Origin of the sequence: Glycomyces sp. TRM65418 (genome assembly GCF_019710475.1) — a bacterium.
In the GTDB taxonomy this organism is placed as follows: Bacteria; Actinomycetota; Actinomycetes; order Mycobacteriales; family Micromonosporaceae; genus Glycomyces.
In genome coordinates, this window is sequence record NZ_JAJFAX010000004.1 from 187,632 (window position 1) to 200,127 (window position 12,496).

General features: G+C 70.5%; 10 protein-coding genes. 9 read left to right on the top strand and 1 reads right to left on the bottom strand.

Annotated elements, in window-relative coordinates; all coding sequences use genetic code 11:
- The first annotated feature begins 45 nt into the window (after positions 1 to 45).
- From nuoF to nuoN, 9 genes are read left to right on the top strand one after another with little or no spacing between them, the layout of a single operon-like run.
- Positions 46 to 1,296, top strand: coding sequence for an NADH-quinone oxidoreductase subunit NuoF (nuoF, locus tag K3N28_RS11200; protein ID WP_374209752.1), 1,251 nt, complete (start codon positions 46 to 48; stop codon positions 1,294 to 1,296).
- A gap of 1 nt (position 1,297) precedes the next feature.
- Positions 1,298 to 3,745, top strand: coding sequence for an NADH-quinone oxidoreductase subunit G (locus K3N28_RS11205; protein ID WP_228092616.1), 2,448 nt, complete (start codon positions 1,298 to 1,300; stop codon positions 3,743 to 3,745).
- Positions 3,742 to 5,085 carry an NADH-quinone oxidoreductase subunit NuoH gene (gene nuoH, locus K3N28_RS11210; protein WP_228092617.1) on the top strand — a complete coding sequence of 448 codons (1,344 nt, stop codon included), beginning with the start codon at positions 3,742 to 3,744 and terminating at the stop codon, positions 5,083 to 5,085. The genes K3N28_RS11205 and nuoH overlap by 4 nt, the downstream gene beginning before the upstream one ends.
- Positions 5,086 to 5,652: an NADH-quinone oxidoreductase subunit NuoI gene (gene nuoI, locus K3N28_RS11215; protein ID WP_228092618.1), complete on the top strand. Its 567-nt coding sequence runs from the start codon at positions 5,086 to 5,088 to the stop codon at positions 5,650 to 5,652.
- Positions 5,649 to 6,416 (top strand): NADH-quinone oxidoreductase subunit J, encoded by a 768-nt coding sequence (locus K3N28_RS11220; protein ID WP_228092619.1) that lies wholly within the window; start codon positions 5,649 to 5,651, stop codon positions 6,414 to 6,416. The genes nuoI and K3N28_RS11220 overlap by 4 nt, the downstream gene beginning before the upstream one ends.
- On the top strand, positions 6,413 to 6,712 hold the full coding sequence (gene nuoK / locus K3N28_RS11225; protein ID WP_228092620.1) for an NADH-quinone oxidoreductase subunit NuoK: 300 nt from the start codon (positions 6,413 to 6,415) through the stop codon (positions 6,710 to 6,712). The genes K3N28_RS11220 and nuoK overlap by 4 nt, the downstream gene beginning before the upstream one ends.
- 10 nt (positions 6,713 to 6,722) lie before the next feature.
- The gene (gene nuoL / locus K3N28_RS11230) at positions 6,723 to 8,624 is read left to right on the top strand and encodes an NADH-quinone oxidoreductase subunit L (RefSeq protein ID WP_228092621.1); all 1,902 of its coding nucleotides are present in this window, start codon (positions 6,723 to 6,725) and stop codon (positions 8,622 to 8,624) included.
- A complete protein-coding gene (locus tag K3N28_RS11235) occupies positions 8,621 to 10,165 on the top strand; it encodes an NADH-quinone oxidoreductase subunit M (RefSeq protein ID WP_228092622.1) in 1,545 nt (514 codons plus the stop codon). The genes nuoL and K3N28_RS11235 overlap by 4 nt, the downstream gene beginning before the upstream one ends.
- Positions 10,158 to 11,705: an NADH-quinone oxidoreductase subunit NuoN gene (gene nuoN / locus K3N28_RS11240; protein WP_228092623.1), complete on the top strand. Its 1,548-nt coding sequence runs from the start codon at positions 10,158 to 10,160 to the stop codon at positions 11,703 to 11,705. The genes K3N28_RS11235 and nuoN overlap by 8 nt, the downstream gene beginning before the upstream one ends.
- Positions 11,706 to 11,921: 216 nt before the next feature.
- Here nuoN and K3N28_RS11245 read toward each other — a convergent pair whose 3' ends face one another.
- Positions 11,922 to 12,470 (bottom strand): hypothetical protein, encoded by a 549-nt coding sequence (locus tag K3N28_RS11245; protein ID WP_228092624.1) that lies wholly within the window; start codon positions 12,468 to 12,470, stop codon positions 11,922 to 11,924.
- Positions 12,471 to 12,496: the final 26 nt, after the last annotated feature.

Here is a 12,496-nt window from a genome sequence, read left to right on the forward strand (position 1 = left end):
GAGGACGTCCTCGACAAGCTCAAGCCCGTCATCACCAAGCGCTGGATGTCCCCGAACGCGTGGCGGCTCGACGTCTACGAGCAGCTCGACGGCTACAAGGCGCTGCGCAAGGCCCTCGGCTACTCCGAGGCCGACCTCATCGCGTTCATGAAGGAGTCCGGCCACCGCGGCCGCGGCGGGGCCGGGTTCCCCGTCGGCATGAAGTGGCAGTTCGTGCCCGACGACGGCCAGGAGCACTACCTGGTCGTCAACGCCGACGAAGGCGAGCCGGGCACCTGCAAGGACCTGCCGCTCATGATGAACGACCCGCACTCGGTCATCGAGGGCATCATCATCGCCTCGTACGCCATCAAGGCTTCGCGGGCGTACGTCTACGTGCGCGGCGAGGCGATCCACGCCGCCCGCCGGCTCCGCCACGCCGTGCGGGAGGCCAAGGAGGCCGGGTACCTCGGCAAGGACATCCTCGGCTCCGGTTTCGACCTCGACGTCGTGATCCACTCCGGCGCGGGGGCGTACATCTGCGGCGAGGAGACCGCGCTCCTGGACTCCTTGGAGGGCAAGCGCGGTCAGCCGCGCCTGCGCCCGCCGTTCCCGGCCACGCACGGGCTCTACAACAAGCCCACCTGCATCAACAACGTCGGCACCATCGCCGCCGTCCCGCACATCGTGCTCGGCGGCGCGGACTGGTGGAAGTCCCTCGGCTCGGAGAACTCGGCCGGGACGATGATCTACTCGCTCTCGGGCCGCATCAAGCGCCCCGGGCAGTACGAGTGCTCCATGGGGACGACGCTCCGCGAGCTCATCGAGCTCGCGGGCGGCATGCAGGAGGGCCACGAGCTCAAGTTCTTCACCCCCGGCGGGTCCTCGACCCCGATGCTCGCGGCCGACTCGATCGACGTCCCGCTGGACTTCGACAACGTCGCCAAGGCCGGGTCCATCCTGGGCACCACCGCGGTGATGATCTTCTCCCACCAGGACGACCCGGTCGTGGCCTGCTGGCGGTGGATCAAGTTCTACGCGCACGAGTCCTGCGGGAAGTGCACGCCGTGCCGCGAGGGCAACTACTGGATGGTCCGCGTCTACGAGCGGATCCTCTCCGGCCAGGGCACGATGGGCGACCTCAAGCTGCTCACGGACGCGTGCAAGAACCTCCTGGGGCGCTCCTTCTGCGGCCTCGGCGACGGCGCGACCTCGTGCGTCACCTCGTCCTTGAAGTACTTCAAGCAGGACTACCTGGACTACATCGAAGGCCACAAGCCGGCCCTCTTCAGCGCCGAGAAGATCGGAGCGCACTGACATGACCGATCAAGTCACGTTCACCATCGACGGCGTGGAGATCACGGTCCCCAAGGGCACCTTGATCATCCGGGCCGCCGAGCAGCTCGGCATCGAGATCCCCCGGTTCTGCGACCACCCCCTGCTCGAACCGGTCGGGGCCTGCCGCCAGTGCCTCGTCGACGTCCCGGACATGGGCAACGGCCGCGGGATGCCCAAGCCCGCCGCGTCCTGCACGACCACCGCCATGGAGGGCATGGTCGTCAAGACCCAGCACTCCAGCGAGGTCGCCAAGGAGGCCCAGGAGGGGATCATGGAGTTCCTCCTGATCAACCACCCCCTGGACTGCCCGGTCTGCGACAAGGGCGGCGAGTGCCCGCTGCAGAACCAGGCGATGAGCACCGGCCGCACCGAGACGCGCATGGAGCCCGAGCACAAGCGCCAGTACAAGAAGCCGCTGCCGATCTCCTCCCAGGTGCTCCTCGACCGCGAGCGCTGCGTCCTGTGCGCCCGCTGCACCCGCTTCTCCGACCAGGTGGCCGGCGACCCGTTCATCGAGCTGATGGAGCGCTCCGCGCTGGAGCAGGTCGGCGTCTACGAGGACGAGCCGTTCGAGTCCTACTTCTCGGGCAACACCGTCCAGATCTGCCCGGTCGGCGCGCTCACCGGCACCCAGTACCGGTTCCGGTCCCGGCCGTTCGACCTCGTGTCGACCCCCAGCGTGTGCGAGCACTGCTCGGCCGGGTGCGCGCAGCGCTCGGACCACCGCCGCGGCAAGGTCCTGCGCCGCCTCGCGGGCAACGACCCGGCCGTCAACGAGGAGTGGAACTGCGACAAGGGCCGCTGGGCCATGTCCTATGTCGAGTCCGCCGACCGGATCACGAAGCCGCTGGTCCGCGAGGCCGACGGGTCGCTGCGCGAGGCCTCCTGGCCCGAGGCGCTGCGCCGCGCGGCCGCCGGGCTCGCGCAGGCGGGCGGCCGCGTCGGGGTGCTCCCGGGCGGGCGGCTCACCGTCGAGGACGCCTACGCCTACGCGAAGTTCGCGCGGGTCGCCCTCGGCACCAACGACATCGACTTCCGTTCGCGGCCGCACTCCTCCGAGGAGTCGGAGTTCCTCGCCCATGCCGTCGCGGGGGTCTACCCCTCCAGCGGCGCGGTCACCTACGAGGCGCTCGAAGCGGCCCCCGTGGTCCTCACCGTGGGCCTCGAAGTCGAAGAGGAATGCCCGATCGCGTTCCTGCGCCTGCGCAAGGCCGTGCGCCAGCGCGGGCAGCGCGTCCACGTCGTGGCGCCGTTCGCCACGCGCGGCACGAGCAAGCTCGGCGCGAACCTCATCGAGGCCCTGCCCGGCGAGGAGGCGGCACTCCTCGACGGCTGGCAGCGCGGCGGTTTCGTCCGCGACGCCCTCAGCGAGCCGGGCGCGGTGATCCTCGTGGGCGAGCGCCTCGCCACCGTGGAGGGCGCGTTCTCGGCCGCGGTCCGCCTGGCCCGCGCCACCGGCGCGCGCCTGGCGTGGATCCCGCGGCGCGCCGGGGACCGCGGCGCGGTCGAGGCCGGCTGCCTCCCCGGGCTGCTTCCCGGCGGCGGGCTCTCCTCGTACGAAGCCGACCGCGAGCAGCTCGCCGAGTACTGGGGCGTCGAGTCCCTGCCCGCCGGCGAGGGCCGCGGTGCGTGGGACATCCTGCAGGCCGCCGCGGACGGCGAGCTCGACGCGCTCCTGGTCGGCGGGGTCGACCCGTACGACTTCGCGGACGCGCCCGCGGTCGAGGCGGCCCTGTACGCGGCCGGGTTCGTGCTCTCCCTGGAGATCCGGCACTCGGCCGTGACGCGGGTGGCGGACGTGATCCTCCCGGTCGCCCCGGTGACCGGCAAGGCCGGCGCGTACTTCGACTGGGAGGGGCGCCTGCGGACCTTCGACACGGTGGTCCCCACGGAGCTCATGAGCGACCACGCGGTCCTGGACATCCTCGCCGAGGCCATGGGCTTCAAGCTCGGGCTCGCCGAGACCCGCACGGTCCGCGGCGAACTCGCGGGCCTGCCGGACCCGCTCACGCGCCAGCCCGCCCCGGACTGGTCCTTCGACCAGGCCGCCCGTCCGCAGGAACAGGGCAAGGCGGTCCTCGCGACCTGGCGCCAGCTCCTGGACGGCGGCTCGCTCCAGGAGAACAACCCGCACCTGGCGGGCTGCGCCCCCGACCCGGTGGTGCGCCTGAGCGCGGCCACGGCGAAGGCGATCGGCGCGAGCGAGGGCGGCGGCGTCACCGTCGCGACCGCGATCGGCGGGATCACCCTGCCGCTCAAGGTCACCGACATGCCCGAGGGCGTGGTCTGGCTGCCGCAGAACGCTCCTGGTCGCGGGATCTACCGCCATCTCGGCGCGGGCTCGGGCGACGTCGTCACGATCCGCGCCTACCCGAACGTGCCGCGCCCGGCCCAGCCCGGCGCCTCCGCTGAGGTGGTGAACTCATGAACGACCCCCTATGGCTGATGCTCGTCAAGGGCGTCCTGGTCTTCGTGGTCCTGGTCCTCCTGGTGCTCTTCACCATCTGGTTCGAGCGCCGGGTCGTCGCGATCATGCAGGTGCGGCCCGGGCCGAACCGGAACGGCCCCTTCGGGCTGCTCCAGTCGCTCGCGGACGGCCTGAAGCTGGCGTTCAAAGAGGACGTCATGCCGCGCACGGCCGACAAGATCGTGTTCATCGCGGCCCCGGTCATCGCGGTCACCTGCGCGTTCACCGCGTTCGCGGTGATCCCGTTCGGGCCCGAGGTGAGCGTCTTCGGCATCGAGACCGAGCTCCAGCTCACCGACTTCGAGGTGAGCGTGCTCTTGATCCTCGCGTGCTCGGCGCTCGGCGTCTACGGCATCGTGCTCGCGGGCTGGTCCTCCGGCTCGGCGTACTCGCTGCTGGGCGCGCTCCGCGCCGCCGCGCAGGTGATCTCGTACGAGATCGCCCTCGGGCTGGCGGTGCTCACGGTGTTCTTCCAGTCGCAGCTGCTGTCGACCGGCGCGATCGTGGAGGCGCAGGCCGAGGGCCTGCCGCTGGCCCTGGGCGGCCTCGAGCTGACGCTGCCGGGCTGGTACTTCCTCATCCTCGCGCCGAGCTTCGTGATCTTCGTGATCGCCATGGTCGGCGAGACGAACCGGGCCCCGTTCGACCTCCCGGAAGCGGAGTCGGAGCTGGTGGCCGGGTTCGCGACCGAGTACTCGAGCCTGAAGTACGCGTCGTTCTTCCTGGCCGAGTACGTGAACATGGTGACGATGTCGGCCCTGGCCGTCACGCTCTTCCTGGGCGGCTGGGCCGCGCCGTTCCCGAACTCCTGGTGGCCGGGCGCGAACGAGGGCTTCATGCCGCTCATCTGGTTCTTCGGGAAGGTCCTGGCGTTCCTGTTCTTCTACGTGTGGCTGCGCGGCACGCTCCCGCGCCTGCGCTACGACCAGTTCATGCGCCTGGGCTGGAAGGTCCTCGTCCCCGTCTCGCTGGTGTGGCTCATGGTCCTGGCGGCCATGAACATCGGCCTCGACACCGACAACGAGCTGCCGACCCGCATCGCCTTCGCGGGCGGCGCGGCGATCGCGGTCATGGCGCTGATCTTCTTCTGGCCCAGCCGCAAGCAGTACGAGGTCCCCGAGGAGCCCGACACCGGGCTGGGCGGCTTCCCCGTGCCGCCCATGGACCTCGCGGTCCCGCCGAACCCGCGCTCCCTCAAGGAGCTCGAACCCGCCAACACGACCGCAGTGCCGATCAACGGCTCGCGCTCAACCGAGCCCGCGAGCGGCTCGCAAGCTTCGCCGAATGGGAAGGAGGAGTAGATGTCCGGTTTCGCCAAAGGCTTCGGCGTCACCTTCTCGCACATGTTCAAGCCGAAGGTGACGGTCGACTACCCGGAGGAGCCCTCGAAGCTCCAGCCGCGCTTCCACGGGCGGCACGTGCTCAACCGCCACCCCGACGGCCTGGAGAAGTGCATCGGCTGCGAGCTGTGCGCCTGGGCCTGCCCGGCGGACGCGATCTACGTCGAGGGCGCGGAGAACACCGAGGCCGAGCGGTTCTCGCCCGGCGAGCGGTACGCCAAGACCTACCAGATCAACTACGCGCGCTGCATCTTCTGCGGCCTGTGCATCGAGGCCTGCCCGACCCGCTCGCTCACCATGAGCAACGAGTACGAGCTGGCCCGCGACGACCGGCGCGACCTCATCTTCACCAAGGAGGAGCTCCTGGCCCCGCTCTCGGAGGGCATGGAGCAGCCGCCGCACCCGATGCGCCTGGGCGACAGCGAGAAGGACTACTACGAGTCCGGCCCGACGAACCCGGGCGCGAGCGCGGGCGCGGAGTTCTCGCTCACGGAGATGCTCGCGCAGAGGAAGGGAGGCGAGCGATGATCGAACTCGCCCAAGCCGCTTCGACCGGCGAGGCCGTCTTCTTCTGGATCCTCGCGCCGATCGCCCTCGGCGGGGCCGTCGGCCTCATCCTGGCCCGCTCGGCGGTCCACGCGGCGCTCATGCTCGCGATCACGATGATGTGCCTGGCGGTCTTCTACATCATGCAGGCGGCCCCGTTCCTCGGGTTCGTGCAGATCATGGTCTACACCGGCGCGATCATGATGCTGTTCCTGTTCGTGCTCATGCTCTTCGGGCGCGACTCGAAGGACTCCATGTTCGAGACGCTCCGCGGCCAGCGCTTCTTCGCGATCTGCCTCGGCATCGGCCTCGCGGCGCTCCTGTCCGCGGGGCTCGCCCGCGCCGTCTCGGGCATGACCATGGCCCCCGAGGCACCCTGGGCCACCGGCGCCCAGTCGAACGTGGAGGCCATCGCCGAGGCGCTGTTCTCGACGTACCTGTTCCCGTTCGAGGTCGTCTCGGGCGTGCTCACGGTCGCCGCGGTCGGCGCGCTCATGTTCGCGCACGTCGCCAAGAAGGGCGGCCACCGCGGGCAGAAGGAGCACAGCCGCGAGCGGTTCGCCCCCGGCGTCTACCCGGGCCCGCGGCCCGGCCCGGGCGTGTTCGCCACCTCGGACTCGACCGCGACGCCCGCGCTGCGGCCCGACGGGTCGATCGAGCCGGCGTCGCTCTCGGAGTACGTCCCGCCGCGCCAGCTCACCGCCGCCGAAACGGCCCCGAAGCACACGGAAGGGCGGGAAGGATGAGTCCGGAGTACTACCTGATCCTGGCCGCCGCGCTGTTCACGATCGGCGCGGTCGGCGTCCTGGTGCGGCGCAACTCGATCGTCGTGTTCATGTGCGTGGAGCTCATGCTCAACGCCGGGAACCTGACGCTGGTGACGTTCGCGCGCACCACCGGCACCATCGACGGGCAGGTGATGGCCTTCTTCGTCATGGCCGTCGCCGCGGCCGAGGTCGTGGTGGGCCTGGCGATCATCATGGCGATCTACCGGTCCCGGCGCACCGCCTCCGTCGACGACGCCAACCTCCTGAAGGCCTAGAGGGGACACAGTGGACGAAATCTCGTACGCGCCCGCTTCGGGGCTGCTCGCCCTGTCGTGGGCGCTCATCGCCCTGCCCGCGCTCGGGGCCGCGGTCCTGCTGCTCGCGGGCCGCAGGGCCGACAAGTGGGGGCACTGGCTCGGCGTCGCCACGATCGGCGCGGCCTTCGCGCTCGCGGTCGGCATGTTCGCCTCCCTCGCGGGCCTGGACGACAAGAGCGCGCACCTGGACCTGTTCACGATCATCTCGGTCGGGGACCTCCAGATCGAGGCGAGCCTCCTGTTCGACCCGCTGAGCGCGATCTTCTGCATGCTCATCACCGGCGTCGGCCTCCTCATCCACGTCTACGCGGTCGGGTACATGGCCCACGACCCGGGACGCCGGAAGTTCTTCGCCTACTTCAACCTGTTCGCCGCCGCGATGCTCGTGCTCGTGCTGGGCGGCAACTACTTCATGACCTTCGTCGGCTGGGAGGGCGTGGGCCTCGCCTCGTACCTCCTCATCGCGTTCTGGCAGCTCAAACCCGCCGCCGCGACCGCCGGCAAGAAGGCCTTCCTGACCAACCGGGTCGCCGACGTCGGGTTCCTCCTGGCGATGTTCACCATGCTCGGCGCGCTCGGCAGCCTGGACTTCGCGGCAGTCTTCAACGGCGCCGCGACCCTGTCCACCGGCGCGAGCCTGGCGATCGGGCTGCTCCTGCTCGCCGCGGCCTGCGGCAAGTCCGGCCAGTTCCCGTTCCAGACCTGGCTCCCGGACGCCATGGAGGGCCCGACCCCGGTGTCGGCGCTCATCCACGCGGCCACGATGGTCACCGCGGGCGTGTACCTCATCGCCCGCTCGCACGTCATCTTCAGCCTGAACGCGGACGTCCAGACCGCCGTGGTCGTCGTCGGGGCCCTCACGCTCCTGTTCGGCGCGATCGTCGGCTGCGCCAAGGACGACATCAAGCGCGTCCTGGCCTGGTCCACGGTCTCGCAGATCGGCTACATGTTCCTCGCCGTCGGCCTCGGCGGCGCGGCGTTCGCGCTCGGCATCATCCACCTGCTCGCGCACGGCTTCTTCAAGGCCGGCCTGTTCCTCGGCTCCGGCTCGGTCATGCACGCCATGAACGACCAGACCGACATCCGCCGCTTCGGCGGGCTCTGGCGGGTCATGCCGCTCACCTACGCCACGTTCGCGGCGGGCTGGCTCGCGATCATCGGTCTGTTCCCGTTCTCCGGCTTCTGGACCAAGGACCCGATCATCGCCACCGCGTTCGCCCGCGAAGGCTGGCAGGGCTGGGTCGTCGGCGGCGCGGCGCTCCTCGGCGCGGCGCTCACCGCGTTCTACATGACCCGGCTGTTCGTCCTCACCTTCCACGGCCCCAAGCGGTGGACCGAGGACGTGCACCCGCACGAGTCCCCGGCGATCATGACCGGCCCCCTGGTGCTCCTGGGCCTCGGTTCGCTCGCCGCGGGCGGGCTCATGGCCTCGCCCGTCACCACCTGGCTCACGCCCGTCTTCGGCGAGCACCATGAGGCGCACGGCCACCTGAGCCACATGCAGGTCACCGTCGCGACCACGATCGTGGTCGTCCTCGGCGCCGCCCTCGCCTGGCTGCTGTTCCGCGGCGGCACCGACGAAGTGCCCCGCGCCGCCTCCTGGCCGGTGCGGGCCGCCCGCGCCGACCTCGGCGGCGAGGCCGTCAACCGCGGCGTCTTCGAACGCCCGAGCCGCCTCGTCGCGGGCGTCTCGGTCGCGGTCGACGCCCGCGGCGTCGACGGGATCGTCAACGGCCTCTCGGCGGCCATCGGCGGCACCTCGCGCCGCCTGCTGACGATGCAGACCGGTTTCGTCCGCTCCTATGCCCTGTCCATTCTGTCCGGCGCCGTCATCGTGGTGGCCGCGCTCATGGTGGTGGTCGTCCAATGAACGAACTCCCGTTGCTGTCGGCGCTGGTCGCCGTGCCCCTGATCGGGGCCGTGGTCGTCGCGTCGATCAAGCGCGAGAACGCCGACGCGGCCCGCTGGACCGCGCTGGCCGTGTCCGGCGTGGTCGTCGTGATCACCGCCTTGGTGGCCTTCGGCTTCGACTACGCCGCAGGCGCGCCCTGGCTGCAGTTCACCGAGTCCTACACGTGGATCGAGGCCTGGGACCTGCAGATCTCGTGGGGGGTCGACGGGATCGCGCTGCTCATGGTCGCGCTCACCGCCGGGCTCACGCCGATCGCGATGCTCGCGTCCTGGCGCGACCTCGACGCCGTGAAGCGCTCCGTCCCGGCGTTCTTCGCGCTCATCCTCGCGCTCGAAGCGGCGATGCTCGCGACGTTCCTCGCCTCCAACGTGCTGCTGTTCTACTTCTTCTTCGAAGCGATGCTCGTGCCGATGTACTTCCTCATCGGCTCCTACGGCACCGGCCCGAAGAAGCAGTACGCCGCCGTGAAGTTCTTCCTGTACTCGCTGCTCGGCGGCCTGTTCATGCTCGTGGCCGTCATCGCCCTGTGGGTGAACAACGGCGGGGTCTTCGACTGGCAGACCCTCGTCGAGGCCGAGCCCATGGCCGACGGGACGCTGCAGAACTGGCTGTTCCTGGGCTTCTTCATCGCGTTCGCGATCAAGGCCCCGTTCTTCCCGTTCCACACCTGGCTCCCGGACGCGGGCGGCGCGGCCCCGGCCGCGGTGGCCGCGCTCCTGGTCGGCGTCATGGACAAGATCGGCACGTTCGCGATCCTGCGCTACTGCCTGCCGATGTTCCCCGACGCGACGCAGACGTTCGCGCCGTGGATCATCGGCATGAGCGTCATCGGCGTGCTCTACGCGGCGTTCGTCGCGATCGGGCAGACCGACCTCAAGCGCCTCGTCGCCTACACCTCGATCGCCCACTTCGGCTTCATCGGCCTCGGGATCTTCGCGTTCACGCAGGCGTCCGCCACCGGCGCGGTCCTCTACATGTTCAACCACGGCCTCGCCACGGGCCTGCTGTTCATCGTCGTCGGGTTCCTCGCGATCCGCCGCGGCTCGGCCCAGATCGCCGACTACGGCGGGGCCGCCAAGACCCTGCCGCTCCTGGCCGGGGTGTTCCTGTTCGCCGGGCTCGCCTCGCTCTCGCTGCCGGGCACCGCGCCGTTCATCTCCGAGTTCCTCGTCCTGTTCGGCGCCTTCACCGGCAACGAGCCCGTCGCGGTCCTCGCGACCCTGGGCATCATCCTCGCCGCCGCGTACGTGCTCTGGATGTACCAGCGCACCATGCAGGGCGACCGGAACCCCGCGCTCGACGACGTGCCCGCGATGCGCCGCGACCTCACCCTCCGCGAGAAGGTCCTCGTCGCGCCGCTGGTGATCGCGATCCTCGGCTTCGGCTTCTACCCGCAGCCGCTCATCGACGCGGTCGAGCCCGCCGTCGACAACACGCTCCTGTTCATCTCCGGTGAACCGGAGGACCTGCCCGCCGCCGAAGGAGTCAGCAATGAATGAGGCCCAAGGGCTCCAGATCGACTGGGCCGGCCTGGCCCCCATGATCATCGTGTTCGCGGCGGCCTTCGGCGGGCTGCTCGTGGAGGCCACCGTGCCCCGGGCCCGGCGCCTCCCCGTCCAGGTCGCGCTCGCCGTGGCCGCGCTCGCCGCCGCGTTCATCGCGGTCGTCCTCAACAGCGGCAAGAACGCCGCCGCGTTCGCGATCGAGGGCACCGGCCTCGGCTCGGTCGTCCTCGACGGGCCCGGCCTGTTCCTCCAGGGGACGCTGGCGATCCTGGCGATCGTCGCCGTGCTCCTCCTCGCCGAGCGCCGCACCACCCGGGGCGGCGACTTCGTCGCGGAGGCCGCGGTCGTCGCCGACTCGGCCGCCGACCGGGCACAGCAGCGCGAGGACGGCGCGACCGAGATCTTCCCGCTGACGCTCTTCGCCGTCGGCGGCATGATGATGTTCGTGACCGCGGGCGACCTGCTCACCATGTTCGTCGCCCTCGAGATGCTGAGCCTCCCGCTGTACCTGCTGTGCGGCCTCGCCAAGCGCCGCCGCCTCATCAGCCAGGAAGCGGCGCTCAAGTACTTCCTGCTGGGCGCGTTCGCCTCCGCGTTCTACGTCTACGGCATGGCGATGCTCTACGGCTTCGCCGGCACCGTCGACCTCGCGGGCATCAACCGAGCGGGCGTCAGCTCGGGCCAGCCGCGGATGTTCCTGTACCTCGGCGTCGCGATGATCGCCGTCGCCCTGCTGTTCAAGGCCGCGGCGGTCCCCTTCCACATGTGGACCCCGGACGTCTACACCGGCGCGCCCACCCCCGTGACGGCCCTCATGGCCGCCTGCGTGAAGGTGGCGGCCTTCGGCGGGCTGCTGCGCGTCTTCAACGTGGGCCTGGCGTCCTCGGCGTGGGACTGGCACCTGATCCTGACGATCATCGCCGTCGCCACCATGATCGGCGGCGCGATCTTCGCCGTCACGCAGCGGAACATCAAGCGGCTCTTGGCCTACAGCTCCATCGCGAACGCCGGGTACCTCCTCGTCGGCGTCATCGCCCTCGGCGACGCGGTCGGCCAGACGATGTTCTACCTGGCGGCGTACGGCTTCACCGTGATCGCCGCGTTCGCGGTCGTCTCGCTCGTGCGCGACGGCGACGAAGAGGCGACCCACCTGGCCCGCTGGGCCGGCCTCGGCAAGAAGTCCCCGGCCACCGCCGTGGTCTTCACGGTGCTGATGCTCGCGCTGGCGGGGCTGCCGTTCACCAGCGGGTTCACGGCCAAGTTCAGCCTGTTCGCGGCCGCGCTGCAGGCCGACGAGCTCGGCCTGGTGATCGTCGGCGTCGTCTCCTCGGCGATCCTGGCGTTCCCGTACCTGAAGGTCGTGGTCCTGCTGTGGCTCAACGAGCCCGCGCCGGACGCGCCGACGGTCAACCTGCCGAGCCCCATGGCCGGCACCGTGGTCGCCGCAGGCGTCGCCGCGACCATCCTGCTCGGCGTCGCCCCGGGCCCCCTCCTCGACATCGTCGACCAAGCGAGCGTTTTCCTCAACACCTGAGGCGCAACGAGAAAGCCGCGGCGGGCCGGAGCCCGCCGCGGCTTTCTCGTTGCGCCCGACGATCCGGTCGGCACCCGGCACCGCGGCTACCACGCGATCAGTCGCGCTCGCCGGTGCACAACAGCGCCGACCGGTCCGGGCTCGCGGCCTTCCGCGCGGACCTGTGAACGCGAGAGCCGCGGGAAGCCGATGCTCCCCGCGGCTGCACGGCGCGTCTCAGCCGACCTTCGCCGCCTCGAGCTCGGCGGTGTCGGCGAGCTCGCGGTCGATCTCCACGAACAGCTCCTCGGCCGCGAACCACGCCCGGGACGCGCGGGTGCGCAGCAGCAGGAGGGTCGCGGTCGGGAACGAGCCGCAGACGACGAGCATCGCGGCGGCGCTGAGGAAGAACGGCGCCTCGTCGGGGAACGTCGCGAAGTACGCGCGCCCGAGGATCCACGCGAACATCGCGGCCGGCACGATCGCCAGCGCCCACCAGGCGACCCTGACGGCGTGTGCGCGGCGCTGCCCGAGCCGGGAGGCGATGAACGGCATGGAGACGGTGATGGCGACGCTGAGCAGGATGGTGACGAGGCGTTCGAGGTCGATCGCGCCGATCACGTCGAGCATCGTCTCCTGGCTGGAGGCGGCCCTGGTCGCGTCGAACAGGAACCGCACGCCGATCGAGTAGAGCAGCAGGATGACCGCGAACTGAAGCCAGATGACGGCCTGCGCCGCGAGGACGGTCTTCGGTTTGGCAGAGGGCCCGGTGTGCCTGGGTCGCACTGCGCTCCATTCTCGGCGGGTCTCGC

What these genes read in the sequence shown, in the direction of transcription:
- nuoF (WP_374209752.1), top strand. Translation starts at nt 46, where the DNA reads ATGTCCCCGAACGCGTGGCGGCTCGACGTCTACGAGCAGCTCGACGGC.
- K3N28_RS11205 (WP_228092616.1), top strand. Translation starts at nt 1,298, where the DNA reads ATGACCGATCAAGTCACGTTCACCATCGACGGCGTGGAGATCACGGTC.
- nuoH (WP_228092617.1), top strand. Translation starts at nt 3,742, where the DNA reads ATGAACGACCCCCTATGGCTGATGCTCGTCAAGGGCGTCCTGGTCTTC.
- nuoI (WP_228092618.1), top strand. Translation starts at nt 5,086, where the DNA reads ATGTCCGGTTTCGCCAAAGGCTTCGGCGTCACCTTCTCGCACATGTTC.
- K3N28_RS11220 (WP_228092619.1), top strand. Translation starts at nt 5,649, where the DNA reads ATGATCGAACTCGCCCAAGCCGCTTCGACCGGCGAGGCCGTCTTCTTC.
- nuoK (WP_228092620.1), top strand. Translation starts at nt 6,413, where the DNA reads ATGAGTCCGGAGTACTACCTGATCCTGGCCGCCGCGCTGTTCACGATC.
- K3N28_RS11235 (WP_228092622.1), top strand. Translation starts at nt 8,621, where the DNA reads ATGAACGAACTCCCGTTGCTGTCGGCGCTGGTCGCCGTGCCCCTGATC.
- nuoN (WP_228092623.1), top strand. Translation starts at nt 10,158, where the DNA reads ATGAATGAGGCCCAAGGGCTCCAGATCGACTGGGCCGGCCTGGCCCCC.